Source organism: bacterium, from assembly GCA_019637795.1.
Lineage (GTDB): Bacteria > Desulfobacterota > Binatia > HRBIN30 > CADEER01 > JAHBUY01.
The window spans coordinates 19,674-46,395 of sequence record JAHBUY010000008.1 but is presented as its reverse complement, the minus strand read 5'-3'; the positions used below and the strand labels follow the sequence as shown (position 1 = coordinate 46,395).

At 73.3% G+C, this 26,722-nt stretch carries 20 protein-coding genes; 9 read left to right on the top strand and 11 right to left on the bottom strand.

Features of this window, described 5'->3' with window-relative positions:
• Positions 1-15 precede the first annotated feature (15 nt).
• Complete coding sequence (locus KF840_23715) at positions 16-312, bottom strand: hypothetical protein (protein MBX3027913.1); 297 nt, start codon at positions 310-312, stop codon at positions 16-18.
• A gap of 156 nt (positions 313-468) precedes the next feature.
• On the opposite strand from KF840_23715, the gene KF840_23710 reads away from it, so the two are divergent.
• Positions 469-4,458 carry a TOMM system kinase/cyclase fusion protein gene (locus KF840_23710; GenBank protein MBX3027912.1) on the top strand — a complete coding sequence of 1,330 codons (3,990 nt, stop codon included), beginning with the start codon at positions 469-471 and terminating at the stop codon, positions 4,456-4,458.
• Positions 4,459-5,127: 669 nt separating this feature from the next.
• Here the strand turns inward: KF840_23710 and KF840_23705 are convergent.
• The 4 genes from KF840_23705 to KF840_23690 all read right to left on the bottom strand — a co-directional run bounded on the left by KF840_23705 (position 5,128) and on the right by KF840_23690 (position 7,778).
• Positions 5,128-6,057, bottom strand: a complete 930-nt coding sequence (locus tag KF840_23705) for an IS481 family transposase (protein MBX3027911.1) — start codon at positions 6,055-6,057, stop codon at positions 5,128-5,130.
• 89 nt (positions 6,058-6,146) lie between these two features.
• Positions 6,147-6,326, bottom strand: coding sequence for a hypothetical protein (locus KF840_23700; protein ID MBX3027910.1), 180 nt, complete (start codon positions 6,324-6,326; stop codon positions 6,147-6,149).
• A gap of 108 nt (positions 6,327-6,434) precedes the next feature.
• Positions 6,435-6,677, bottom strand: coding sequence for a hypothetical protein (locus tag KF840_23695; GenBank protein ID MBX3027909.1), 243 nt, complete (start codon positions 6,675-6,677; stop codon positions 6,435-6,437).
• 522 nt (positions 6,678-7,199) lie between these two features.
• Complete coding sequence (locus KF840_23690) at positions 7,200-7,778, bottom strand: MOSC domain-containing protein (protein MBX3027908.1); 579 nt, start codon at positions 7,776-7,778, stop codon at positions 7,200-7,202.
• Between the two features lie 538 nt (positions 7,779-8,316).
• Between KF840_23690 and KF840_23685 the strand changes: the two genes are divergently transcribed.
• The 3 genes from KF840_23685 to KF840_23675 all read left to right on the top strand — a co-directional run bounded on the left by KF840_23685 (position 8,317) and on the right by KF840_23675 (position 11,408).
• Positions 8,317-9,558, top strand: a complete 1,242-nt coding sequence (locus KF840_23685) for a HAMP domain-containing histidine kinase (protein ID MBX3027907.1) — start codon at positions 8,317-8,319, stop codon at positions 9,556-9,558.
• The gene (locus KF840_23680; GenBank protein ID MBX3027906.1) at positions 9,555-10,136 is read left to right on the top strand and encodes a response regulator; all 582 of its coding nucleotides are present in this window, start codon (positions 9,555-9,557) and stop codon (positions 10,134-10,136) included. The genes KF840_23685 and KF840_23680 overlap by 4 nt, the downstream gene beginning before the upstream one ends.
• 78 nt (positions 10,137-10,214) lie before the next feature.
• Positions 10,215-11,408: a hypothetical protein gene (locus tag KF840_23675; GenBank protein ID MBX3027905.1), complete on the top strand. Its 1,194-nt coding sequence runs from the start codon at positions 10,215-10,217 to the stop codon at positions 11,406-11,408.
• Here the strand turns inward: KF840_23675 and KF840_23670 are convergent.
• The 3 genes from KF840_23670 to KF840_23660 all read right to left on the bottom strand — a co-directional run bounded on the left by KF840_23670 (position 11,375) and on the right by KF840_23660 (position 14,408).
• Positions 11,375-11,824 (bottom strand): nitroreductase family deazaflavin-dependent oxidoreductase, encoded by a 450-nt coding sequence (locus tag KF840_23670; protein ID MBX3027904.1) that lies wholly within the window; start codon positions 11,822-11,824, stop codon positions 11,375-11,377. The two genes, KF840_23675 and KF840_23670, sit on opposite strands and share 34 nt — an antisense overlap.
• Positions 11,814-13,109, bottom strand: coding sequence for an HlyC/CorC family transporter (locus KF840_23665; GenBank protein MBX3027903.1), 1,296 nt, complete (start codon positions 13,107-13,109; stop codon positions 11,814-11,816). Before KF840_23665 ends, KF840_23670 begins: the two co-directional genes overlap by 11 nt.
• Before the next feature lie 126 nt (positions 13,110-13,235).
• Positions 13,236-14,408, bottom strand: a complete 1,173-nt coding sequence (locus KF840_23660) for a hypothetical protein (protein MBX3027902.1) — start codon at positions 14,406-14,408, stop codon at positions 13,236-13,238.
• 224 nt (positions 14,409-14,632) lie between these two features.
• Between KF840_23660 and KF840_23655 the strand changes: the two genes are divergently transcribed.
• The 3 genes from KF840_23655 (at position 14,633) to KF840_23645 (ending at position 20,365) form a co-directional block, all read left to right on the top strand.
• Entirely contained in the window at positions 14,633-18,229 is a 3,597-nt protein-coding gene (locus KF840_23655; GenBank protein ID MBX3027901.1) for a hypothetical protein, read from the top strand.
• The gene (locus KF840_23650) at positions 18,226-19,443 is read left to right on the top strand and encodes a HEAT repeat domain-containing protein (protein MBX3027900.1); all 1,218 of its coding nucleotides are present in this window, start codon (positions 18,226-18,228) and stop codon (positions 19,441-19,443) included. Before KF840_23655 ends, KF840_23650 begins: the two co-directional genes overlap by 4 nt.
• A 388-nt stretch (positions 19,444-19,831) precedes the next feature.
• Positions 19,832-20,365, top strand: a complete 534-nt coding sequence (locus KF840_23645; GenBank protein ID MBX3027899.1) for a pyridoxamine 5'-phosphate oxidase family protein — start codon at positions 19,832-19,834, stop codon at positions 20,363-20,365.
• A gap of 9 nt (positions 20,366-20,374) precedes the next feature.
• Here the strand turns inward: KF840_23645 and KF840_23640 are convergent, their stop codons facing one another.
• The 3 genes from KF840_23640 to KF840_23630 all read right to left on the bottom strand — a co-directional run bounded on the left by KF840_23640 (position 20,375) and on the right by KF840_23630 (position 22,513).
• The gene (locus KF840_23640) at positions 20,375-21,181 is read right to left on the bottom strand and encodes a 1-acyl-sn-glycerol-3-phosphate acyltransferase (protein MBX3027898.1); all 807 of its coding nucleotides are present in this window, start codon (positions 21,179-21,181) and stop codon (positions 20,375-20,377) included.
• Positions 21,153-21,902, bottom strand: coding sequence for a GNAT family N-acetyltransferase (locus KF840_23635; protein MBX3027897.1), 750 nt, complete (start codon positions 21,900-21,902; stop codon positions 21,153-21,155). The genes KF840_23640 and KF840_23635 overlap by 29 nt, the downstream gene beginning before the upstream one ends.
• A 95-nt stretch (positions 21,903-21,997) precedes the next feature.
• Positions 21,998-22,513 carry an Rrf2 family transcriptional regulator gene (locus KF840_23630; GenBank protein ID MBX3027896.1) on the bottom strand — a complete coding sequence of 172 codons (516 nt, stop codon included), beginning with the start codon at positions 22,511-22,513 and terminating at the stop codon, positions 21,998-22,000.
• A 178-nt stretch (positions 22,514-22,691) separates the two neighbouring features.
• On the opposite strand from KF840_23630, the gene KF840_23625 reads away from it, so the two are divergent.
• Together KF840_23625 and odhB are read left to right on the top strand one after the other, a co-directional pair.
• Positions 22,692-25,439 carry a 2-oxoglutarate dehydrogenase E1 component gene (locus KF840_23625; GenBank protein ID MBX3027895.1) on the top strand — a complete coding sequence of 916 codons (2,748 nt, stop codon included), beginning with the start codon at positions 22,692-22,694 and terminating at the stop codon, positions 25,437-25,439.
• Positions 25,429-26,706 (top strand): 2-oxoglutarate dehydrogenase complex dihydrolipoyllysine-residue succinyltransferase, encoded by a 1,278-nt coding sequence (odhB, locus tag KF840_23620; protein MBX3027894.1) that lies wholly within the window; start codon positions 25,429-25,431, stop codon positions 26,704-26,706. The genes KF840_23625 and odhB overlap by 11 nt, the downstream gene beginning before the upstream one ends.
• Positions 26,707-26,722 lie beyond the last annotated feature (16 nt).

Below are 26,722 nucleotides of genomic sequence, written 5' to 3'. Positions count from 1 at the left end.
ATGTCGGGCGGTGAATCACCCGTGCGGCGGCGCGTGGCGGGAGCCGCCGCCGTCGCTGGCGTGCGCGGCCGGCACGATGCCGGCCGCCACCGCCGCCGCCGAGCCGCCGCTGGAGCCGCCGAAGCTGTGCGATGGCTGCCACCGGTTGCGGGTGGGGCCGAGCGCCTCCGGCTCGGTGGTCGGCAGCAGGCCGAGCTCGGGGGTGTTGGTGCGGCCGAGGATGACCAGGCCGGCGGCGAGGAACTTGTCGGTGATGTAGCGCACCAGCTCCGCCTGCGCGGTGGCATCGAGGAGGGCGATCTCGTCCGACATGGGGGCGCTGAGAGCACAGACGGCGGCTGGGCGGAACGAGATCGGGCCCGCTTCCAGCCCCTCTGTAGGCGGGCGGCGGGCGATTCGGCCTTGAGCGCGGTCGGCGGGGTGGGGTAAGCGGGAGGTCCTGCCTACCGGGGAAAGCCCTCGTAACGCATGGCTGAATCCGCACCCGTGCTTCCCGCCTCCGAGCCGGCGCTCACGCTGGGGAACGTCTTCCAGGGCGGCTACGAGATTCTCGAGCGGATCGGCAGCGGCACATTCTCCACCGTCTATCTCGCCCGCCAGCTGTCGACCGGACAGGCGGTGGCGATCAAGGTCCTGCGCTCGCTGCGCGACGGGTACGACGACGACGGTGGCGACAACGCCCGCTTCCGCCGCGAGATGCAGCTCTGCGGCGAGCTCTACCATCCGCATATCGTGCCGCTCATCGACTGCGGCGAGGCGGAGGATGGGCGCCTGTACGCGGTCTTCCAGTTCGTTCCCGGGCAGACCCTGCGCCAGCTGCTGAGCAGCGAGGGGCGCCTGAGCCGGGCCGAGACCGAGCAGCTGATGGTGGACGTGCTCGACGCGCTCAGTTGCGCGCACGCGCGCGGCATCGTCCACCGCGACCTCAAGCCCGAGAACATCATGGTCGCCCACACCGGCGCCCGACGCCACGCGCTGGTGCTCGATTTCGGTCTCGGCGGCTTCGTGCGCGACGTGCAGGACCAGGCGCTGCCGCGCGCCAGCGGCGGCTGGGAGCTCGCCGGCACTCCCAGCTACGCGGCCCCCGAGCAGTTGCGCGGCGAGCTGCCGTCGACGCGCTCCGACCTCTACTCGTGGGGGCTCGTCTTCCTCGAGTGCCTCACCGGAGAGATCGCCATTCGCGGTGGCTCGCCGCAGGACGTCCTCATGCGCCAGCTCGGCAGCGAGCCGGTGCCGATCCCCACCGATCTCGCCGACCGCCGCCTGCGCTCATTGCTGGAGACGGTGACGGCGAAGGCGGTCGAGAAGCGCAACGTGTCGGCGGCCGGCCTGCTGGAAGCGCTGGGCGCCATCCGCGAGGCATCCGGCACGCCGACCGGCGCGCTCGAGGTCGAGCGCCGCCAGCTGACCATCGTCAGCTGCGGCCTGACCCTGGTCACCGAGGACGGCCCGCCGCGCGACGTGGAGGCGCTCGACGAGCTGCTGCACGCCCAGCAGGCGCTGCTCGCCGAGGCGGCGACGCGCAACGGCGGCCACGTCGTCGGCACCCTCGCCGATCGCCTGGTGATCGCCTTCGGCTACCCCCAGGCCGACGAGCACGACGCGCGACGCGCGGCGCGGGTGGCCGAGCGCCTGCGCAACGACGTCGCCACGGCGGCGCCGCGTCACCGCGCCACCCACGGCGCCCATCTCGAGATCCGCATCGGCATCCACACCGGCGTGGTGGTCACCCGCGAGCAGCGCGTCGGCGGCGGCTTCGGCCTGCGCGAGCTCTCCGGCCTGACCCCGCAGACGGCCGCAGCGCTCGAGGCGCGGGCGGCGTCCGGCGAGGTGCTGCTGAGCGCCGACACGGTGCGGCTGTTGCGCGGCGAGCTGGCCTGCGAGGCGCTTCCCGCGGCGGATGGCGCGCGCGCCGGCGCCACGATCTATCGGCTCGCCGGCGACCAGCGCCCGGCAGCGGCCGGTCCCGACAGCCCCTTCGTCGGCCGCCAGTCCGAGCGCGCGATGTTGGCGCATCGGTGGGCGGAGGCGCAGGCCGGTCGCGGGGCGGCGGTGCTGGTCGTCGGCGAGCCCGGCATCGGCAAGAGCCGGCTGGTGCACGAACTCTGCCGGACGCTGTCGCCGGGGACGCTGCTGGAGAGCCGCTGCACGCCGGCGCACACCGACAGCTCGCTCTACCCGATCGTCGAGACCCTTGTCGGCGCCGTGGACTCGCTGCCGCAGCTGCTGGCGGACAACGATCTGAACGTCGCCGAGCGCCTGCCGGCGCTGGCGCGCGTCTGCGGCCTGCCGCTGGCGCCCGAGCTCGACGGACCGCGCCAGTCGCCGGAGCGCGAGAAAGAGGTGGCGCTCGACACGATGGTGCAGGTGCTGGCGCGGCTGGCGTCGCGGCAACCGCGGGTGATGGTCATCGAGGATCTGCACTGGGCGGACTCCACCACGGTCGAGCTGATCGGCCAGCTGGTCGCGGAGCTGCAGGGCGCGTCGCTCGCCGGCGCCGCGCCGCAGTGGCTGCTGGTCCTCACGGCGCGCGGCGAGTTCGCGCCGCCGTGGCCGACGGAGGCGGTGACCCCGCTGGCGCTCGAGCGACTGGCACCGGACGAGGTGACCGAGCTGGTGCACGCGACGGTGGGTGGCGCCACCGTGCCTTCGGCACTGCTCGACCAGGTGGTGCAGCGCGCCGACGGCGTGCCGCTCTTCGTCGAGGAGGTCGCCCGCGAGCTGATCGAATCCGGCGCGCTGGCCGGCGACGGCGCCGACCCGGCGGCGCGCGTGGTCATCCCGACCACCCTGCGCGACCTGCTCGCTGCCCGCCTCGACCGCCTGTCGTTCGGCGCCCGCGAGACGGCGCAGATGGCGGCCGTGCTCGGGCGCGAGTTCCGCTACGAGGTGCTGCACGCCGTCGCCGGACGGCCGGAGCGGGTGCTGCGCGACGAGCTGCGCGAGCTGGTGCAGAGCGGACTGGTGCTGCCGCGGCGCAGCGCGCGCAGCGAATCCTACGTGTTCAAGCACGCGCTGGTGCGCGACGTCGCCTACGACGGCATGTTGCGCGCGCCGCGCGTGCAGGCGCACCGGCGAGTGGCCGCCGCCCTCCGCCACCGCTTCCCCGAGGTCGCCGCGCAGCAGCCCGAGGTGGTCGCCCAGCACCACGAGGCGGGGGAGGAGATCGAGGACGCGGTCGATTACTGGACCCTCGCCGGCGACCGCGCCGCCTGGCGTGGCGCCTATCGCGAGGCGATCCAGGCCCTCGAGCGCGGCCTGCGCCAGGTCGAATCGCTGCCGCCGTCGCGCGAGGCGGCGGTGCGCGAGCTGGCGTTGCTGACCTCGCTCGGCACGGCGCGACTGGCCACCCAGGGCTACGCGGCGCCGGCGGTCGAGGAAGCCTTCGTCCGCGCCCAGCGGCTGTGCGAGGCGCTGGGCGCCGACGTGCCGGCGCGCGTCCTGCACGGCATCTGGGGCGTGGCGATCATGCGCAGCGACCGCGAGCGCACCGCCCGCCTGCTGCCCAGCTTCGAACGCCTCGCCCAGTCGACCAATGCCGTCGATCTCATCGCCAGCTACAGCACCCCGGCGGTCTACGCCTTCTTCCGCGGCGAGTTCGCGCGCGCCCGCGAGGGGCTCGAGCGCGCCACGTCCTGGTACAAGACGAAGAGCTACGAGAGCTTCCTCGCCGAGCACGGCTACGACGGCGGCCTCTACGTCTACGGCTACCTGATGTGGTCGGAGTGGATGCTCGGCCGGCCGGCGCGGGCGCTGGCGGTGCGCGATGACATGTGCAAGCTGGCCGCCGCCCATCCCACCGCCTACGGGCAGGCGATCGCCAACGCCTTCGTCGCCAACCTGGCGCACGACATGGGCGACGTCGAGCAGGCGTACGCGGTCACCGCCCGCGACCTGCCGGTGCTGACCGACCAGAAGATCTACTTCTGGCTGGCCTCGGCGATGGTCAACCACGGCTGGGCACAGGCGTTCCAGGGCGAGTGCGACGCCGGCCTCGCCAACGCCCAGGCGGGGCTCGCGTTGCTGCAGAACATCGGCGTTCGCGCCATGCATCCCTACCGCTTGGCCCAGCTGGCGGAGATCCAGCTCCAGCGCGGCGCCCTCGGCGAGGCGCTCGCCGCCATCGACGAAGCGCTCGGCCTGTCGAGCGAGCAGCTCGACTGCCTCTACGTCCCCGAGCTCCAGCGCCTCAAGGGCGAGTGCAAACGACGCAGCCGCCAGCCGATAGCCGCCGAGGCCCACTTCCGCGCCGCTCTCGATCTCGCCAGCGAACAGGGGGCCCGCAGCTTCGCTCTGCGCGCCGCCCTCGGCCTCGCCGAGCTCGCCGCCGCCGACGGCGACGTCAATAGCCGCGCCCGCGCCCGGGCGGTGCTGGAGCCGGTCTACGCCGGCTTCACCGACGGCGTCGACACCGCCGACCTGCGCGCCGCCCGCGCCCTGCTGGCCGCGCTAAACTGACGGGCCGGCGGGCGCCGCTCCCGTCGGCGCCGCCGCCGCGAGCGTTCGATTTTCTTCTTCAACAGGCGCCGATGGTGCGGCACGCCCCGACGTCAGCGCTTCTTCTTGCCACCGCCGCGCTTCTTCGCGGTCCTGGACTTGCTCTCGGTGCCGGCGCCGTTGCCGCTGCTGGGCGGCGAGGCGGGAGGGGAGCGCTGTCGTCGCTGCCGTCCGCGGCCTGGATCTCGGCCACGGCCTGCACCAGCGCTCGCTCGTCGAGGTGGACGATGCCCAGGTACGTCCCCGTCCGCGGCTTCCGGAGGTCCTTGAGCTTCACGGTGATCTGATCGCGGAAGTGCGTCGTCTCGACCGTCGCGGGCAGGGTCTCACCGGTGCCGACGCGAGGGTCGTGATCTCACCTGGCGGTGCCGGGAACCGCGATCTTGATGTAGTTCGAATCAGACCTCGAGTCGGCGGCGCAGGTGAGGCACAGCACCGGCAGCGGCGCTGTGCCTCGTTCGCCAGCAGGAAGCCGCGCTCGCCGCGGCGATAGGCGCTCCCGATCAGCCGAACGTCAGCCGGCTGATCGTAGAGCAGCAAGCCGGCGGGCGCCGCGTTGAGCGGCTCGGCCGGCTCTGGGTACGGGGTATCTTGGAGCTGCTCTCTAGCTGTTGCAACCAGGCAGGTTGTTCATGCGGCAAGCTCCTTGAGGCGACGCAGGGGCGGCGAGTAGTGCAGGCTGGAGTGGGGGCGCGAGCAGTTGTAGTGGCGCACGAAGCGCGGGAGCGCCCGCCGACGCCAGGCCGAAGAGCGATAAGGCCGCTGATAGGCCCACTCGCGCAGCAAGGTCTGGATGAAGCGTTCGGCCTTGCCGTTGGTCCGTGGCGTGTAGGGCCGCGTCCGCAGGTGCCGCACGCCGAGAGCGTCACAGGCGGCGCGAAAGGCCGCGGCGACGTAGGCCGAGCCATTGTCCGTCATGACCCGCTCGACGCGGATGCGCCGCCGGTGAAACCAGCGCACGGCACGGTGCAGAAAGCCGACGGCGTCGGCGGCCGTCGCGGTCGGCAAGACCTCGACGTAGGCGACGCGACTCGCGTCGTCGATGCAGACGTGGACCTGCTCCCAGCCGATGCCGCGGACGCGAGTGCGGCGATCGCCGTGGATGCGGTGGCCGATGCGCCCAATGCCGCCCAAGGCTTTGATGTCCAGGTGCAACAGCTCCCCGGCGCGGGCGCGCTCGTACCGCCGCAGCGGCGGGGGAGCCGTCACCGGGGGCAGGCGGCCCAGGCCATGGCGGCGCACGACGGCGCCGACCGTGGACCGCGGAAGCCGCAGATGGTGGGCGATCTGCGCGATCGGCCACCGCTGGCGCCGCCGACGCAGGATCGCCGCTTCGCGGCGCCCCTGCGTCCGATGCGGGATCCGGGTCGGCGCCGAGCCCCGATCCGCCAAGCTGGCCGCGCCGCCCACGCGCCAGCGGGCGCGCCACTTGTGCACCGTGCGCTCGCTCACCCCGAAGGCCTCTGCGGTCTCCGCCACCGTCCAGCCTTCGGTCTCGACTCGTTGCACGATCAACGCTCTCGCCTTCGGCGTCGTCTTCGCGTTACGGTGCAGTCTCATCCGGGGAATTCCCTCCTGGGCTCTGAAGTTGCCGCACAACCTCTTTGCCCCAGGAGTCCCCGGGTGAACAACGTACTTGGCCGTTACATCTAGCTCGCGGACAACTGCTTCTGATAGCGGCGCGCCGCCTCGTTGATTTCGAGGGGGTCGATCACCCCCGTCACCAGATCCTCCCGCGCCATCCGATACGCCCGCTCGCTCACCCCCGCCGGGATGCCCAGCGCCTCCATCTCCTCCTGATACGTCGTGGTCCGCGGCAGCTCGATCATGGTCGTCTCCCTTCAGCGCCGGTAGCACCTTGGGCAGCCGGTCAGCAAAGGTCAACCACGTCCACGTCCGCCCGTTCTTCACCGGCCCCCACACCACGCCCGCCTGCTTCAGAGCGCGGAGCTGGGGAGGTGGGCGTAGGTGTTGCCGATCATCCCGACAGCATCCTTGCCGCTGCGGGTGCTCTCCCTGGTCAGCTCGATGCCGAGCCGGGCAAACGCCTCGTCATGCGACGGGGCAGGTGCGGCCACAACCGGCGCCGGGTGTGCCTCGGCGTAGGCGTCGTGCGCGTGCTGCGGCAGGCGCGGCCCGCGCTGGTCCGTCGCTGTGGCTCTGTGGCTCTGATGGACCAACTTCTTCCTTGCCAGTGGCGCGGGCAGTTCGTTATGCCGCCCCCTCGGGGCTACCGGTCGCCAACGTCTGATACTGACGGTGATGTGAAATCGCCAGCTCATACGGACTACGCACACTACGCGCCCTCCCACGCCCTCCCGCCCCGCCCGCCGCGCCGCGCCCGCCCCCGGCGGGGGATGTCCGTCCGCGCCACGTCGCCTGGGTCGAGCTCCTGCGCCGCAGCTTCGGCCTCGACGTCCTGGCGTGCGCGGCCTGCGGCGGGCGCCTGCGCCTGGTGGCGACCATCGCCGACCCGCGCGTGATCGCCCGCATCCTGGCGCACCTCGGATTGCCCCTGCAGCCGCCACCGCCGCTGCCCCCACCTCACCCGAGCTGCCTGTCCGCGGACCCGAGCTGACTCCGCCACCCCGCGTCGTCGGCCCCGGGCGCCCAGACGCGCTCAGACGCGGCCCCGCAGGCGAGGCGGATGTTCGCGCTGACGGCCGACCGCGCGCGGCGCGCCGGAGCCGCTGCCGGTGCCTTCAGCCGCGCGACAGAACGGTGATCGGCGCCCCACTGTACACGTCGCCCGCCTCGCTCACCCGCCAGTAGACGCCGCGCAGGTTGAGGTGACGGGTCGCCGGCGCCTGCACCAGGCGCAGCGCATCGCCGCCGAAGCGGCCGCGGAACTTGAGGCAGCCGTTGTGCGGCTTGGCGGTCACCTCGACCACCGCGTCGCCGACCCGCACGCGGCTGCCGCACGGCAGGTTGCCGGCGGAGAGGTCGAGGTCGACGAAGAGGTTGTCACCGAACAGGGTCAGCGGCTGGCCGTTGGCGATCAGCTCGGCGACGTCGCGCCGGATCACTGCCAGCTCGGCCTCCGGGTCGCGCGGCGGGCGGCGCGCCCAACCGTCGCCGGGCACGCCCTGCGCCGGGGCGAGGTGGACGCGCTGCGGGGTTTCACGCCGCCCGTCGGGATGGCGGCGGAGAATCAACGCCAGTCGCCCGCCATCCCTGGGGGTCGCCGGCAACGCTGCCAGGCCCGCCTCGAGCTCCGCCAGCGGCAGGTGCCGCGCCGCGTCGCCCTCCGGTCCGTAGGCCTCCGTGCGCAGTTCGTCCATCGCCCCGCTCCCTCGTCCAGCCGGCACCTTAAGCCGCGGGCCGCGGGGCGGGAAAGCCTGCCGTTGCCACGGACGTCGACGGGCGCACATCGCCGGCGCGCCGCCCGCCACGGACGAGCGCAACCCGCGCCTGCGGCGCAGCATCGCGACCGCCGCCCATCGCGAGCCGCTCAACCACCTGCAGGTGGCGGCCACCATACCGCCACCGCGCGCGCCGCGACGACGAGCGCCCGTGCAACGCCCTGCACCTGACGATCCACGGCGCCGCCGGTTGCCTGCGCAACTGAGCCGTCCCAGCGGCTGCGACAACGTGTCGCGCCCCCAGCGCCGCTACCGCTTGCTATGCGACGGGACGTGCCGGGGGCGGAGATGGTGTACGGCCGCATGCGCTCGTCGCGGATCGCCGCGGCGCTGGTCCTCGCCGGTCGGGCCGCGGCGCGCCTCGCGTTGACACCAGCGACGGTGGCGGGCTGAGATCGGCGGCGTGTCCGACGTGCGCGACATCAACTTCGACTGGCTGCTGCGCCTGCGCTGGGGGATGGTCGGCGGCCAGGCGGCCCTCGTCGTCCTGGCGCACGTCCTCATCGGCATCGAGCTGCCGCTGGCGCCGCTGCTGGCGATCATCGCCGTGGAGGCGGCGAGCAACGCCGCCTGCCGGCGTTGGGCGCGCACCGCGACCGCGATCGCGGACTGGATGCTCGGCGCGTTGATGGCGTTCGACATCGCCCTCTTCACCGTCCTGCTGTCGCTCACCGGCGGGCCGGTCAATCCCTTCAGCTTCCTCTATCTCGTGTACATCGCGCTCGCCGCGGTCGTGCTGCCCGGCGCCTGGTGCTGGGCCCTGGCGGCGTTCGCACTCGCCTGCTTCGGACTCCTGTTCGCGATCACGCCGCTGCCCGGCGGATCCGAGCACGCCGCCCATCTGCGCTCGCACCTCGAGGGCATGTGGGTGGCCTTCGCCCTCACCGCGGCGCTGATCGTCTATTTCGTGCGCCGCGTCACCGGGGCGCTGGGTGCGCGCGAGCGCGAGCTGGCGCGGGCCCGCGAGCAGGCGGCGCGCGGCGAGCGCCTGGCCTCGCTCGCCACCCTCGCCGCTGGCGCCGCGCACCAGTTGGCGACGCCGCTGTCGACCATCGCCGTGGTGGCGCGCGAGCTCGCCGACCAGCTCGAGCGCGCCGACGGGACGGGCGACGCCGTCGCCGACGCCCACCTCATCCGCGCCCAGGTCGAGCGCTGCCGCGAGATCCTGTTGCAGATGGCGGCGGACGCCGGCGAGAGCACCGGCGAGCCGCTGGTCGCCGTCGACGGCAGCAGCCTGGTGGCGCAGGCGCTGGCGAATCTGCCGGAGGCGCAGCGGGTGCTGGTGCACGCCCGCGGCGGCGAGCGGACCCTGGTCGCCCCGGCGCGCTCGGTCGCCCAGGCGATCCGCGCCGTGATCAAGAACGCCCTCGACGCGTCGCCGCCGCCGGCGCCGGTCGACGTCACCCTCGACGGCGACGGCGAGCGCTGGCGTCTCACCGTCCGCGATCGCGGCAGCGGCATGCCCGCCGACGTGCTCGCCCGCGTCGGCGAGCCGTTCTACACGACCAAGGGGCCAGATCGCGGCATGGGGCTGGGCCTGTTCCTCAGCCGCACCGTGGTCGAACGGCTGGGCGGCTCGCTCGCCATCGACTCCGCGCCCGGCAGCGGCACCGCCGTCACCTTGCTCCTGCCCCGCCGCGCCCCTGCGACAATCGGCCACATTGCCGACCGCGGCGAATCTGCCACACCACCCCTGTGACGCCGAACGCCGCTCCCACCGATCACGGCCGACGCGAGGCCGCCGCGCCGTCGCTGCTGATCGTCGACGACGACCGCGTGTTGCGCGAGCGCCTGGCGCGCGCCTTTCGCGAGCGCGGCTACGACGTCCGCACCGCCGATGACATCGAGGCCGCCGTCAGCGATGCCGAGGCCGACCCGCCCGAGCTCGCGCTGGTCGACCTGCGCATGCCCGGGGGCTCCGGCCTCGACCTGGTGCGGCGGCTGCACGGGCTGGATCCGACGACCCGCATCGTCGTGCTCACCGGCTACGGCAGCATCGCCACCGCTCTCGACGCCGTGCGCCTCGGCGCCACCCACTACCTGCCCAAGCCGGCCGACGTGCACGACATCATCGACGCCTTCGCCCGCGGCGACGGCCAGCCGCCCGCCCCCGCGCCCGGCCACCACAGCACGCCGTCGCTGGCGCGCGCCGAGTGGGAGCACATCAATCGCGTCCTCGCCGACTGCGACGGCAACATCTCCGAAGCCGCGCGGCGCCTGGGCATGCACCGGCGCTCCCTGCAGCGCAAGCTGCAGAAGCGCCCGCCGACCGTCTGATCCGGTGGCGATTCACCCGCCCCGCCGTCGACAACCCCCTTTTCTCAGAGCTGCGGCTCACTTACGGTTGAAGACGTCGTGCCCCGCTCCAGCCTCCGACTGCGCCTCGCGCTGCTAGCGTCGCTGCTGCTGGCCGGCCTCGCCGCGCTGGCGCCGGCCCCGGCGCGCGCCTGCACGGGAACCGATTGCATGCTCGTCTGGTCGACCGCCGACGGCGGCGGGGCGCTGACCGTCCAGTGGGACTTCACCGCTCGCGACGTCCTGCAGACCTTCAAGGCGCTGTGCGCCGGCGGCGACTGCCTCTACAGCACCATCGACCCCGGCTTCATGGCGGTCACCGATCCGCCGGACGCGGGCTTCTTCACCCTCGCCGACGGCACCGTGGTGAGCCTCGAGATCGTCGCCGCCGACCCGGCCGCCGCGCTCAAGATCAATGGCGTGCCCCTGAGGCGCGCCGGCGACCGCGCCTTGCTCGGCGCTGCCGGCACGCTGCACGTCCACCCCACCTGGCAGCTCACCGTCGCCGACGGCGTCCTCGGCGACTTTCCGCTGTCGTTCAAGCTCACCACCGATTCGCCGCGCTACGCGGAGTCGGCGGCGTTCACGGTCATCCTCACCAACCGCGCCCCGCCGCCGAGCGCGACGCCGACCGTCGCCGCGTCGGCGACGCCGACCCCGACCCCCACCAGCGCCCCGGTCGTCTGCGCCGGCGACTGCGACGGCAGCGGCGTGGTGACGGTCGCCGAGCTGATCGCCGGCGTCGCCAGCGTGCTCGACGGCAGCCGGCCCTGCGCCGCCCTCGATCGCGATGGCGACGGCATCGCCACGGTCGGCGAGCTGATCGCGGCCGTGAACGCCCTGCTCGACGGCTGCCGCCCGCCGTCGCCGACGCCGACCGACACACCGCTGGCAACGCTGGAGCGCATTCAAGCCACCATCTTCTCGCCGCGCTGCGCCATCCCGACCTGCCACGACACCACCGTCGCCTCCGGCGACCTGATCCTGACCGACGCGGCGACCAGCTACGCGGCGCTGGTCGGAGTCGAGCCGAGCATCGACGCCGCCCGCCTCGCCGGCATGCTGCGCGTCGATCCCGGGCATCCCGACAACAGCTTCCTGCTCAGCAAGCTCGCCGGTCCGCCGCTCGGCCAGGGCAGCCGCATGCCACTCACCGGCGACCCGCTGAGCGCCGCCGACATGGCGCTGATCCGCGCCTGGATCAGCGCCGGCGCGCTGCGTCAGGCAACCGGCGTCAGCGCGAACGCCGGGTAGCGCGGCGCCAGCGCGACGAACGCCGCCACCGGCGACCCGGCGGGAAGCGGAAAGAAGCGGCCCACCTCGTTCTCGAAGCGGACGAGATACGCCTTCAGGACCGGCGGCTTCTCGGCGTCGCCGAGCGGGCGCAGCGCGTAGCGGGTGCGCCGGGCGCCGCGGCGCAGGACGATCGACTCGCTGGCGGCGACGTTGCGCACCCACTGCGTGCGGCCGCGCGGCGCCACCAGGTAGAGGCCTCCCTCGTATTCGAGCAGGTCGACCGGCAGCGTGTACAGGCGGCCGCTGACGCGGCCGCGCACCTCGAGCAGGCGCATGTGCGACGGCCCGACGCCCATCCGCACCAGCCAGCCGACCGCCGCGTTGAACAGCCGTTCGATGCGCGTCGGGGCCGTGAAGCCCGGATCAGTGGTCATCGTCGTCCTCCCTGTCCCGGCGGGGCGGCGGCGGGTACACGCGCACCCGCCGCACGCGGCGCGGCGTCGCGTCCACCACCTCGAGCACCAGGCCGCTGTCGAGCGCGATCCGCTCGCCGGCGACCGGAATGTGGTTGGCGAACGCGAGACAGAGGCCGGCGACGCTGTTCCACGCCTCCTCCTCGGGCAGGTGCAGGTCGAGGGCGCGGTTGACGTCGCGCACCGGCGCGGCGCCATCGACCAGCACCGTGCCGTCCGGCTCGCGCCGGAAGAGCTCCGGCTCCTGCTTGACGTGCTCGCTGAAGATCTCGCCCACCAGCTCCTCGACGAGATCCTCCATGGTGACGATGCCCTCCATGCCGCCGCGCTCGTCGACCACCATCGCGATCAGCACGTGGCGGCGGCGCATCTCCTGCAGCAACTCCACCGCCGGCGTCGCATCGGGCACGAAGTAGGCCGGGCGCACGACGTCGGCGAGCACGATGAGCTCGCGCTCCCATGCCATGGCGAGGATGTCCTTCACGTTCAGGTAGCCGACGACGTTGTCGACCCGGCCCTCGTACACGGGGATACGCGAATGGCCGTACTCGAGCAGGAGGCGGCGGATGGCCTCGGGCGAGGCGTCGCGCGGCAGCACGACCACCTGCTCGCGCGGCACCATGACGTCGCCGGCCGTCAGGTCCGCGAAGTCGATGGCGCGCGACGCGATCTCGCCGACCTGCGGATGGACGGTCCCCGCCTTCGCCGCCTCCTCGACGATGTGCTGCAGCTCCTCGGCCGAGTGCCGCGTCTCGGTGAAGGTGGTGCGATCGCCGAGCGGCACCAGCAGCGCGTTCGAGCTCACGGTCAGCAGGCGCACCAGCGGCCGCGCCAGCCACGACAGCGCCAACAGCGGCCGCGCTACCAGCAGCGCGTAGGCTTCCGGGCGATGCAGCGCCAGCGACTTCGGCACCAGCTCGCCGATGACGATCGACAGGTACGAGACCGCCGCCACCACCAGCGCCAGCGCGAGGCGTTCCGACCAGTGCGGCGGCACGCCCACCTGCAGCAGCAGCGGGACGATGGCGGCGGCGACGGTGGAGCCGCCGAACGCCGCCGCGGTGGCGCTGACCACGGTGATGCCGATCTGCACCGTGGCGAGGAAGCGCTCCGGGTCGGAGCGCAGGGCCAGCACGGCACGCGCGCCGCGCCGCCCGGCTTCGACCAGCTCCAGCACGCGCGAGCGGCGGAGCGCGACGACGGCGATCTCGGCGCCGGCGAAGATGCCATTGGCGACGATCAGCAGGAGGATCAGGATGAGGTCAGTGAGCACGGGCACGTCCCACGGGCAGCCGTCACGCGGCGGGGCCGGCGTGCGCGCACGATGAACCGGCGCCGCGACAAGTCAAGCCGCCGGCCGGCGGCGCCGTCCTCAGATGGGACAACTGCCGAGCGCCGCGTTGACCGCCTGGACGAGCTCGTTGACCGCCACCCTGCCGTCACCGTTGGTGTCGACGGCAGGACACTGCTCCGGCGACGCGTTGCCGATCAGGATGTTGACCCCGAGTAGCAGCTCGTTGATCGAGACCTGACCGCTGCCGTCGCAGTCGCCGGCGCAGGCCGGCGGCAGCGGCGCCTCCACGGTGATGACGCCGTCGACGCCGATCAGCGCCAGGGGCTGGCCATCGGGATCGCTGCCCAGCGCCGGGCCGGCGACCAGCGGATACGCGCCCGCCGCCGCGGCGTCGTCGATGCCCACCGCGCAGTCGAACAGCGCCGCCCCGTCCACGAATGGCGCGGTGGCGCCGGCGAGCGTCCACACCAGGGCGCGCACGCCCGAGCAGTCGAGGTCCGGCGTGCAATCCACGGGCTGGAACGCGAACGATGCGTTGCTCGGCATGGCCGTCGCGCAGTCCGGCGTGCCCGACTGCGTGCTGCGGACCCGGGTCAGCGGATCGAACGCGAAGTCGAGCGAGACGCCGGCGATGGCGGCGGTCGCGTCGAGCAGGGTCAGCGTCCCCCCCACCTGCACGACGTCGCCGGGCTGGCCCGCGGCCGAGCCGAGCACCACCCGGGCGACGGGCGGCGACAGCACGGTGACGGCGCCGTCGACGCCGCTGGTCGGCAGCGACACCCCGCCGGCCGCCGAGGCGCCGAGCTCCGCCAGGGCCAATGGATGGATGCCGGCGGCCGCGTCAGCCGCGATCCGCACCTGGCAGGTGTAGAGGCGCGAGCCGTCGGCGATCGGCGCCAGGTTGTCGAACGCGATCACGAAGACGCGCACGCTGGCGCAGTCGGCCGTCGGATCGCAGCCGAGCGGCAGAAAGCGGAACCCGGTGGCGCCCTTGTCGATCGCCGGATTGACGGCGCAGTCGGGCGCGCCGTTGGGGCGGGCGGCGATGTAGGCCTGGCGGCCGAAGTCGATGCGATTCTGGGTCGCCAGCACCGCCGCGCCCTGGGTCGCCAGCGAGACGTCGACCGCCACCACGTCGCCCGGCGCGCCCGACGCCATCCCGGCGCTGATCACCACCGCCTGCGCCGCGCCCGCCCACGCCTGCACCGCCACCCAGAGGAGCAGCGCCCCCCGACAGTTCCTGCCTCGCATCCTGAACGGCTCCTCGTCGCGCCCCTGCATCGGGCGCTGGCCATGTCGGATCGTCTAGCACAGGGAGGGCGCCTGCCGAACTCGATTCAGCGTCCGAGCAGACCGCACGGGTGCGAGCGGATTGCTGCCGCGAGCGCGCGGCGAGCGGCGCCGGGCCCGGCTCGCGCGGGGCATTTGTCTCAGCGTTACCGGGCCGGCTATGCAGGGGACCAGGGGGTCTCACCGTGCATCTACGACTGCCGTTTGCGATCGCGCTCGGGCTGCTGCTCACCGCCTGTGGCTCCAACGACAACAACACGCCGCGGGCGACGCCGACGGCGACCGTCCGCACGCCGACCGGCACGCCCAGGACACCGACGGCGACTGCCACGGAACCGGTGGGCACCGCGACCAGCACGCCGCCGGCGACCAGCACGGTGGTCTCGACGGCCACGCACACGGTCCTGGCGCAGACCGCCACCGCCACGGCAACCCCCCAGGCCACCGACACCGCAGTGCAAGAGACCGCCACCGCGACGCACACCGCGCCGCCGACGGCGACCAGCACCGGCGCGGCGACGGCCACCGACACCGTGGCCGCGACCCCGACCGACACCGTGTCGTCGACCGCCACCGCGACGCCGGCGGCGAGCGACACCGCGACCCCCAGCCCGACCCCGACCGCGACGCAGTTGCTCTCGGTCCACATCCTCGAGCCGGCCAACGGCAGCACGATCACCACCGTCGCGTTCACCATCCGCGCCGCCATCGATCCGCCGGACGCGGAGGTGGTGAGCGTCGGCGCCGACCTGAACGGCACCGCGATCGCCCTCAGCGCCGGCACCGCCGCCGGCGAGTACGTCACCGAGATCGGACCCGACGACGCGCTGCAGGAGGACAACATCCTCACCGTCACGGCGATTCCCGCCGGCAGCACCGCCGCGGTCAGCAACACGGTCGGCTTCCGCTACCTGCCGCCGCAGGCGGTGGCGCGGCGCATCACCGATGCCGCCGACCTGATCACCGGGCCGCTCGCCGACGGCCGCATCGGCGACTGGCTGCTGGCCAACGGCGTCGCCCGCTTCATCATCCAGGACGCGCCGCAGCGCAACCTGTACAGCGTCGGCGCGTTCGGCGGCAACATCATCGACGCCGAGTTGGTCGGCCACCCCGGGCTCGACAATTTTCTCGAGATCCAGCCGGCGGTGCAGATCGAGACCGTCATCAACGCCCAGACGGTGGAGATCGTGAACGACGGCAGCGACGGCCGGCCGGCGTCGATCCGCACCTGCGGCCCCGACGACGTGCTCGACTTCGTCAACCCGTCGACGATCATCGAGGACATCGGCGGCCTGCCCTTCCCCGCCAGCGCCGACGATGCCGACTACGACGTCGAGGGCTGCACCGAGTACAGCCTGGCGCCGGGCGCGCGGGCGGTGAAGATGGTCACCACGCTCTACAACAACGAGGACGTCGACCGCGGCTTCTACGTCGGCGACTACATCAACGCCGCCGGCCAGGTGGAGCAGTGGACGAGCGCCGCCGCCGGTCTCGGGGAGATCCTCACCAGCGACCTGAGCGTCATGAGCTTCATCGGCTACGGCGAGGCGGCGGGGGTCGACTACGCACACGTCACGCTGCCGATTCCCGGCTCCACGCATCCCGGTTCGAGCTTCTTCACCGCCTCCGGGGTCTCCTACGTGATGCAGAGCAACTCGGTGATCGGCGTCGTGCTCGGCGGACCGCCGACCTTCTTCGTGCCGGCGCACGGCAGCAACAGCTTCACCCGCTATCTCGCGGTCGGCGACGGCAGCGGCAGCAACGCCGTCGACTTCGAGCGCGCCATCAAGGGGCTGCCGGTCGGCGCCCTGCGCGGCTGCGTCACCATCGGCGGCGTGCCGGCGCCGCAGGCGCGGGTCGCCGTCGGCCCGGTCGCCAACGGCGCCATCACCAGCGTCACCTCGATCTTCGTCACCGGCCCGGACGGCTGCTACGCCGGCACGCTGCCGCCGGGGGCCTATGGCGTCGCCGCAGCGCGCCAGGGCGCGCCCTACGAGGGCGGCGGATCGAAACCGATCGTCCACCCCATCGCCATCGCCGAAGGCGGCGCGGTCGAGCAGAACATCGCGCTGCCCGCCACCGGGCGCGTCCGCGTGCAGGTGACCGACGCCGACGAACAGCCGCTGCCGGCGCGCGTCGCCGTCGTCGGCTTCGATCCCAGCCCCGAGGTGGTGTTCCCGGGCAGCGACACCACCGGCCTGTTCTACGACCAGAACGAAGCGCTGCGCTTCGGCTTCGTCTACGTCGGCTACACCGACAGCAGCGGCCGGGCCGAATTCGAGGTCGAGCCCGGCGACTACCAGCTCGCCGTGTCGCGCGGCACCGAGTACTCGCTGTTCACGCAGCCGCTCGTCGTCGCCGCCGGCGGCGCGCCGGTCGAGGTGGCGGCGCGCATCGCCCGCGTGCTGGACACCAGCGGCTTCGTCTCCTCCGACTTCCACGTCCACGGCATCGCCAGCGCCGATTCGCGGGTGCCCGAGAGCGACCGCGTGCGTCAGTTCGCCGGCGAGGGCGTGGACAACATCATCATGACCGACCACCACGCCCACACCGATCTCACGCCGACGATCGCGCGCCTCGGCTTCACGCCCTTCGTCCACGCGACGATCGGCGAGGAGATCACCACCTGGGACTACGGCCACTACAACGCCTATCCCCTGCTGGTGGATCCGACGCTGCCCAACGGCGGCTCGACCGACTGGGCGGTGGCGGCGCCGCCGGGCAAGGACTTCCGCTCGCTCGGCGCCTACTCCCTGAACCTGCCCGACCTGCAGGTGCTGGCCGAGACCGGCCCGAACACGACGCCCGACACGGTGGTGCAGATCAATCACATCGACAGCACCTTCGATCCGCTGCAGATCGACACCAAGCAGGTGCCGCCGCGCTCCTTCATCGGCGCCGCCGACCTGACGCGCTTCCGCCTCGATCCCAACAGCGGCAACCAGTTCGCCCACTTCAAGGCGCTCGAGCTGTGGAACGGCTCGGGCCGCGGCAAGCAGTCCGAGTTCCTCGATACGCGCCTCGGCATCTGGTTCAACCACCTCAACCAGGGCCTGCGCACCACCGGCATCGGCGACACCGACACGCACGAGTTCCTGCCGCTGAACAGCGCCGGGGCGCGCACCTGGACGGCGTCGCCGACCGACGACCCGGCGGCCATCGACCCCGCCGACGTCGCCCGCGCCGTCGCCGCCGGGCGCGCCGTCTTCGGCCAGGGCGTCTACGTGCAGAGCCGGCTGCGCGCCGACGACGGCTCCGACGCGGTCGCCGACCTGACGCTCGGCGGCAGCGTCGACGTCCGCAGCGAGAACGGCACCGTGCTGCTCGACGTCGAGGCGCAGGCGCCGCTCTGGGCGCCGTTCGATCGCATCGAGATCTACGCCAACGCCGATACCGTCGTCGCCCGCGAGCGCGGCGGCATCCCGACCCTCTACGGCGCCGAGCCGACCCTGGTGCTCACCGCCGGCGTCGACGTCCCGCTCGACCGCGAGGTGGTGGACGCCCGCGTGCCCGGCGCCGAGCGCTGGGTGTCGCGCTTCACCCTGCCCTTCCCGCTCCAGGCCGACACCTGGTTCGTGGTCATCGTGAAGGGCACCGACGGCGTCTCGCCGCCGATGTTCCCGGTCTTCGGCCAGGATCTGCGCCGCGCCACCAACACCACCCTCGCCGAGCTCACCGACGGCAACCTCGGGGAGGCCGGCACGCTGGCGCTCGGCGTGACCAACGCGCTCTACGCCGACGTCGACGGCGAGCCCGGCTTCAACCCGCCGCGCACGCCGTGATCCGTCTCGCCGCGGCGCTCGGCGCCGGCCTGCTGCTGGCCGGCGCCGCCGCGGCCCAGCCGCGGGCGCTCGGCACGCCGCTGCTGGCCGCGCTCGACGCCGCGCCGGTGGCGGCGCTGGTGCGCATCGATGGCGTGCAGGCCATCGACGGCAGCGGGTGGACCGCCACCGCGACGGTGCTGCGGCCGCTGCGCGGCGCCGCCGCCGGGGAGGCGCTGCCGGTGCTGTGGGAGGAGCTGGCGCGCGGCCGGCCGCCGCGCCTGGCCAATGGCGACACGGTGCTCCTGGCGCTCGTCGAGCCGCCGTCCGGCTCGCTGTGGAAGCAGCGCCTGCTGCCACGGCCCGGGGCGCGGGCGATCGCCGGCGACGGCGACGCTATGCTGCGGCAGCCGGCGCCGCGCGACGTGGAGCTGCTCGTCCGCTATGCGGCACTGCCCGCCGGCGACCAGGGCGCGCCGCGCGCCGCGGCGCTGCTGGAGATGGCCGGCAGCGGCTCGCCGCTGCTCGCGGCACTGGCCATCGAGCGCCTGCGCGAGGCGCCGCAGCTCGCCGCCGCATTGCCCGACGCGGGCGTCCTGGCGCTGCTCGACTGGGCGGCCGACGGCGAGCGCGCGCCGTCGCAACGCGCCGCCATCGTGGCGCTGGTCGGCGGCATGCGCCGGCCCGCCGCCCGTCCGGCCCTGGAGCAGCTCGCGCGCCCGGGCGGCGCGCTCGAAGCCGAGGCGCTGACGGCGCTCGCCGCGTTCGCGGACGGCCTCCCCGCCGCGCGCGCCGAAGCGCTCCTCGAACGCCGCGAGCCCGCCATCCGCGCCGTCGGCGTGCGCGCCCTCGGCGGCCCCGCCGTCGAACGGCGATTGCCGGCGCTGGCGCGCAGCGATCCCGATCCGCGCGTGCGCGCGGCCGCCGCGGTGGCGCTCGCCGACACGCGCACGACCTGGGGGGTCGACGCCTGCGTCCCCGCCCTGGCCGACGGCGACCCCTCGGTCCGCTCCGCCGCCGCCGAGGCGCTCGGCCGGCTCGGTGCCGCCGCCGTACCGCAGCTCGAGGACGTCGCCCGCACCCGTCCTGCGGAGGCGCGCGGCGCGCTCACCGCGCTCGCCCTCGCCGGCCCCAGCGGCGAACAGGCGCTGCGCCGCCTGATGGTCGAGCTGCCCGATCCCACCCTGCGCCAGTATGCGCGCCTGGCGCTCGGCCAGGGCCCGCGGCCGCACTGACTGCGGCCGCGAAACCCCGCGAAGACGCAACGCGACACGGTACGGAATGCCTCACTGCGGGACGGAGTGACGCATCCGCGCCGCCCCGCCGGCGGTATGCGATCCGACACAGCCGACCGTGCAGCGCGGGCCGCGATCTTGCTGTGGGGCGAGCCATCCCTCGTTCGGAGAGCGCCCGATGCCCAATCGATCGTACAATCCCAAACAAGGCTGGCTGCTGCCGTATGCGATTCGCCCCTTGCCGCCGGAGCGGGCGGCCGCCCTGGCGGCGGCAGCCATGGAAGTCAGGAGTGACGACCCGCCCGCGGGCGATCCTTCCGGCGGCGAACCTCAGCCGGCATAGCGCGCACGGCGTTCGGCGCGGCGGTCGATGTGCTATCCGGCAGGCATGACGACGCCTGCCGACCCCGCCTGCCGCCAGCCCATCGCCGCCGGCGCCGCCGACGGCGACAAGGATCCCTCGACCTGGTCGGCCGAGATGCTGGCGCCGATCCAGGCGGCGCTCGATCGCGGCCGAGCCCGCGGTGGAGCGGCGGTCCTCGAGACCTTCGACCGCCCCGAGCGCCGGATGACCGCCGCCGAGCTGGTCGCCTTCTGGAACGGCACCCGCATGAAGGCGATGGCCACCAGCGGCGCCAACGGCACCCCCCATCTCGCCCCGGTGCATGCCGAGTTCGTCGCCGGGCGCCTGCGCTCGACGATCTACGAGAACGCGGCGCGGCGGCGCGACCTGCGCGCCAACCCGCGCGTCGCGCTCACCACCTGGGGCCCGGACGGCGCCGCCGCGATCGTCCACGGCGTCGCCCGCGAGCTGCCGGACAGCCTGCGCGACACGCGGCCGGGCGCGAGCGGCCAGCCGCGCCGCACCGTCGCGTTGGAGATCGAGGTGACGCGCATCTACGCGATGAAGGCGCGCCCCTGAGCGCGGGGCTCAGGCAGCGCGACGCAGCGGCGTCGGATCGGTTGCCGCGGCAAGCCCCAGGGCGTCGGCGATGGCGGCGCGGCTGCGGGCGGCGAGCTCGCGGCGACCGAGGCCGTGCGGATCGATCGGCGGGCAGAAGATGACGTCCACGGTCATCCGCGGCTCGCGCACCAGCAGACGCAACGAGTCGAGGATCGACATCGCGCCGACGTAGGGCGCGGCGGTGGAATGGCCGCCGGCGACGTCGCGGTAGCGGAGCGCCACCGGCTGCACGCGCGCCCCGGTGAGCACGGCGGCCTGAAACATCGCCGGGAAGAAGGGGAGCAGGTCGCGGCCGTCGCTGGTGGTCGCCTCGGGGAAGGCGGCCACTGACTCGCCGCGACAGAGCGCCTCGGCGAGCGCGCCGACGACGCGGGCCGCCGAGCGGACGCAGCGGCGGCGAATGAAGATGGTGCCGAAACGCGCCGCGATGGTGCCGATCACCGGCCAGGTGCCGACCTCCGCCTTGGCGACGAAGCGCGCCGCCTCGACGGTGTGGATCGCGTAGGTATCGAGCCACGAGACGTGGTTGGCGACCAGCAGCGCCGCCTCCGGGACCGGGGCGCCGTGCAGGCGGACCTCGACCGCCAGCCCCCGCAGCAGCCGCCGCGCCCAGCGCCGCATCAGGTGGGCGCGCGCCGCCGGCCGCAGGCGCGGCGCCAGCAGTCGGGCGCCGGCCCACATGCGCAACAGGTGCGCGAGCAGTCGGGTCAGGCGTGCCGCCCGGGTGGCGAACGGGGTGCGCCGGTCAGGCGGCGCGCAGGAGACGGTCGACATAGCGCGGATTGGCGCGGGCGACATCGAGGCGGATCAGCAGGTCGGCGGTGCGGAAGGCGGGATCCCAGGCCGGGGGACCGCAGACATCGGCGCCGAGGCGCAGGTAGCCCTTGAGCAACGGCGGCAGGGTCGGATCGGCGACATCCTCCCAGCCCTCGAGGACGAATGCCTGGCGCGGCGTGACGCGCCAGGCGGGTGGCGCGAGGTGGTCGCGCAGGACGCGCCGGCAGATGCTGGCGGCGAGATGACCGCCGTCCTCGGTGCCGATGCTGGCGCAGCCGATGGCGTAGGCGCCGCCGTGCCGACGCAGGTAGCGCATCAGGCCGGCCCACAGCAGGGCGATGACCAGGCCGCTGCGGTAGGCGGGATCGACACAGGCGCGGCCGACCTCGACGATCCGTTGCCGCGCCGCGAGCAGGCGGCTGACGTCGAACTCCTCGCCGCAGTACCAGCCGCCGGCCGCCGCGGCGCGCGCCGGCGGCAGCATCCGGTAGGTGCCGACGACCCGCCCGCTGCCGCGCTCGCCCACCAGCAGGTGGTCGCAGTGCTCGTCCCAGCGGTCGCGATCGAGGCCACTGTCGGCGCTCGCCAGGCGGGCGCCCATCTCGAGGGCGAAGACCTCGTAGCGCAGGCGCTGCGCGGCGCGGATGTCCGCCGCGGAGGTGGCGAGGCGGACGGTGAAGGGCGTCGCGGAGGTGGGGTCTGTCGCCTGACTGAGCATCGCTGTCGGCCATCAGGCTAAGGACGCCGGATGACATGGACGCGACGCGGGGGTGACGCGACGATGAAATGATCTCGACGCGGCGGGCCCGACGCTCAGGACCTGGCGCGTTCGCGGGCCGCGGCCAGGCGCGCGTTCAGCCCCTGCGGATCGGCGACGTCGGCGATCGAGATGCCCTCGAGGTAGGCGGCGAGCCGGCGTTGGGCGCCCCGCCAGACATCGATCTGCGAGCACACCGGGTCGAAGCTGCAGACATCGCCGCGCAGGCAGTCGATGAGCGCCAGCTCCCCTTCGACCGCTTCGTACACCTGGCGGATGGTCACCGTCGCCGGGGAACGGCAGAGGCGGAAGCCGCCGCCGACGCCCGCCACCGATTCGAGCAGGCCGGCGGCGACCAAGCGGCGCAGGATCTTGGCCAGAAAGGAGCGCGGGATGTGCTGTCGCGCCTCGATCTCGGCACGGCCGACGACGCGCCCGTCGGGCTGCGCCGCGAGGTAGGCGAGCGCGCGCACGGCGTAGTCGACCCGGCGGCCGACGTGCATCAGCGAGCTGCGCCGCGCGCCGCGCGCCGCGGCCTCGCTGTCGGAACCGTTCTCGGGCTTGTCAGTCATGGGCCATCGCCGTTGCCGCATTCGGAACCTGAGCTTGCGCCGGGCGGCAAGTCAACGTAGGGAACGCGATGTGGCAGAGGGTTGTGGGGGTGCTGGGCACGCCCCCGGTTGCGGCGCTCCCGGGTGTGTTCACCCGCAGGTCTGCTAGACTGTGGAGTCGCCGCGCAGGAGGCGGCGCATGGATCTCGACTTCATTCTGCGGGCCAATCCCGACTACATCGACGATCTCTACCGGCAGTACCGCCGCGATCCCGGGTCTGTCGGCGCCGACTGGGCCCACTTCTTCGCCGGCTTCGAGTTGGGCAGCAACGGCCACCGCGCGCCGGCGCCCGCCACGGCCGCGGCGCCGCCGGAGGCCGCCGAGCGCATCTTCGGCGTCCAGGATCTGATCCACAGCTACCGCGAGCTGGGGCACCTGATCGCCGACCTCAACCCACTGGGCGGCAACCTCACCGAACACCCGCTGCTGGCGATGCAGGAGTTCGGCTTCCGGGAGAGCGATCTCGATCGTCTGGTCGAGTGCCCCCACTTCCGCCGCCAGCCGCAGGCGACCCTGCGCGAGCTGATCACGCTGCTGAAGGCGACGTACTGCCGCACGATCGCGGTCGAGTACATGTACATCTCGGACAAGACGCAGCGCGACTGGCTCAAGGAGCGGATGGAGCCGACGCTGAACGAGCCGCAGCTCACCGCCGAGGATCGCCGCCACGTCTACGACCGGTTGGTCGCCGCCACCGGCTTCGAGGAGTTTCTCCACACCAAGTACGTCGGCCAGAAGCGCTTCTCGCTCGAGGGCGCCGAAGTGCTGATCCCGCTGCTCGACACGCTGGTCGAGGAATCGGGCGGCGCGGGGGTCGAGGAGATCGTGATGGGGATGCCGCACCGCGGCCGCCTCAACGTCCTCGCCAACGTCCTGCGCAAGCCGTACGAGATGATCCTCGCCGAGTTCGAGGGCTCCTTCCTGCCCAACGCGGTCCAGGGCGACGGCGACGTGAAGTACCATCTCGGCTATGCGCGCGATCACACGACGCGCAGCGGCCGCACCGTGCACGTGTCGCTGCTCTCCAATCCCAGCCACCTCGAAGCGGTGAATCCGGTGGCCGAGGGCATCGTGCGCGCCAAGCAGATGGTGCATCACGATCGCGACGGCACGACCGTGATGCCGCTGCTCATCCACGGCGATGCGGCCTTCACCGGCCAGGGACTGGTCACCGAGACGCTGGCCCTGTCCGAGCTCGCCAACTACCGGACCGGCGGCACCATCCACGTCATCGTCGACAACCAGGTCGGCTTCACCGCCCGCCCCGAGGATTACCGCTTCACGCGGTACGCCAGCGACGTCGCCAAGGTGATCCAGGCGCCGGTGTTCCACGTCAACGGCAACGACCCCGAGGCCGCGGTGCAGGCGGCGCGCCTGGCGGCCGCGTACCGCAACCGCTTCCGGGTCGACGTGATCATCAACATCCTCTGCTACCGCCGCCACGGTCACAACGAAACCGACGACCCGACCTTCACGCAACCGACGATGTACACCATCATCAACGCGTTGCCGACGGTGCGCGAGCTGTATGCGCAGCGGTTGATCGAGCGCGGCGTCCTCGATCAGGCGACGGCGGATCGCTACAAGAGCGAGCTCCGCGAGCTGCTCGAGGATGCGATCAACTACGCGCGCGACTTCATGCCGCGCCAGCAGGTGTTCGCCCTCGGCGGCCTGTGGAAGGGCTTCACCTGGGCCGGCAGCGACTGGAGCGCCGACACCCGCGTCCCGGCGGCCGAGCTGATCGCCATCGCCGACGCCGCCAGCCGGATCCCGGACGGCTTCGACGCCCATCCGCGTCAACGCAAGCTGTTGGAGGAGCGGGCCGCCGCGGTGCGGGCCGGCCGCGGCATCGACTGGGCCTGCGCCGAGATGCTGGCGTTCGGCTCGCTGCTCCGCGAGGGCACCAACGTCCGCCTGGCCGGCCAGGACAGCGGCCGCGGCACGTTCAGCCAACGCCACGCGGTGCTCACCGACCGCACCACGGCGGCGCGCCATGTGCCGCTGCAGCACCTCGCGCCCGATCAGGGCTGGCTGCAGATCGTCGACACCATGTTGTCCGAGGCGGCGGTGCTCGGATTCGAGTATGGCTTCAGCTCCGCCGACCCGCGCAACCTGGTGCTCTGGGAGGCGCAGTTCGGCGACTTCGCCAACGGCGCCCAGGTGATGATCGACCAGTTCATCTCCTCCGCCGAATCGAAGTGGCAGCGCATGAGCGGCCTGGTGATGCTGCTGCCGCACGGCCTGGAGGGGCAGGGGCCGGAGCATTCCAGCGCCCGCCTCGAGCGCTACCTCCAGCTCTCGGCGGAGAACAACTGGCAGGTGTGCAATCTCACGACGCCCGCCCAGTACTTCCACGCGCTGCGGCGCCAGATGCGGCGCAACTTCCGCAAGCCGCTGGTGGTGATGAGCCCGAAGAGCCTGCTGCGCCACAAGCTGGCGGTGTCGGACGTCGCGGCGCTGAGCGATGGCACGTTCCAGCCCGTGCTGCCCGAGACGGCGGCGCTCGACGCGGCCGCGGTGCGGCGCGTCCTGCTGTGCAGCGGCAAGCTCTACTACGACCTCGCCATCGCCCGCGAGCAACGCGACGCGCACGAGGTGGCGATCATTCGCGTCGAGCAGCTCTACCCCTTCCCGGCCGCCGAGATCGCCGCCGCGCTGGCGCCGTTCGGCGCCGCGAGCGAGGTCTGCTGGGCGCAGGAGGAGGCCTGGAACATGGGCGCCTGGCACTTCGTCCACCAGCGGCTGCTGCCGCTGATTGGCGAGCGGCCGCTGCGCTACATCGGCCGCGATGAAGCGGCCAGCCCGGCGACGGGTTCGTACAAGATCCATCAGGCGGAGCAGGCCGACATCGTCGACCGCGCCCTCAGGAAGCACCATGGCCGTTGACGTCCAGATCCCCACCCTCGGCGAATCGATCAGCGACGGCGTCATCGTCCGCTGGATGAAGCGCGACGGCGAGACGGTCGCCGCCGACGAGCCGCTGCTCGAGCTCGAGACCGACAAGGCGAGCGTCGAGATCCCGGCCCCGTCCGCGGGCGTGGTCGCCCTCCTCGCCAAGGCAGGCGAGACGGTGAAGGTGGGCGACGTGGTGGCGCGCATCGAGCCCGCGGGCGCCGCGAAGGCCGCACCGGTGGCGGCGCCGCCGGCCGCCGCCCCGCCGGTCGCCGCGCCGCCACCCGCCCCCGCCGCGGCGGCGCCGCCGCTCTCCCCTGCCGTGCGTCGGCTGGTGGCGGAGTCCGCCGTCGACCCGACCCGGATCACCGGCACCGGCAAGGGCGGCCGGTTGACCAAGGCCGACGTGCTGGCGCACCTCACCGCCGAGCCACCGCCGGCATCGGCGCCCGCGCCGGCCCCGCCCGCGCCGGCCGCGGCGCCGATGCCGGCGGCGGTCGACGCGCCGCGCCCGCCGACGCCCTACCCCCACCCCGGCGCGCCGAGCGCGCCGACCGGCGGCGCCGACATCGAACGCGTGCCGATGACGCGCCTGCGGCAGCGCATCGCCGAACGCCTGCGCCAGGCGCAGGCCACCGCCGCGATCCTCACCACCTTCAACGAGGTGGACATGAGCGCCGTGCTGGCGCTGCGCGCGACACACAAGCAGACCTTTTCCGCCGCGCACGGCGTGGCGCTCGGCTTCATGTCCTTCTTCGGCCGCGCCTGCATCGCGACGCTGCGGGAGATGCCCCTGATCAACGCCCAGATCGACGGCACCGACATCGTCTACAACCAGCGCGTCCACCTCGGCATCGCCGTCGGCACCGAGCGCGGACTGGTGGTGCCGATCGTCCGCAACGCCGACGCCCTCGACTTCGCCGGTCTCGAGCGCGAGATCGCGCGACTGGCGCAGTTGGCGCGCGACAACAAGCTGGCGATCGAGGACCTCGCCGGCGGCACCTTCACCATCTCCAACGGCGGCGTCTATGGCTCGCTGCTCTCGACGCCGATCCTCAACCCGCCCCAGAGCGCGATTCTCGGCATGCACAAGATCGAGAAGCGGCCGGTCGTCGTCGACGACCAGATCGTGGTGCGGCCGATGATGTACCTCGCGCTCTCCTACGACCACCGCCTGATCGACGGCGCCGAGGCGGTCACCTTCCTGGTCAAGGTCAAGGCGCGCCTCGAGGACCCCACCCGCCTGCTGCTCGGCATCTGACCGGCGGCGCGCCGCA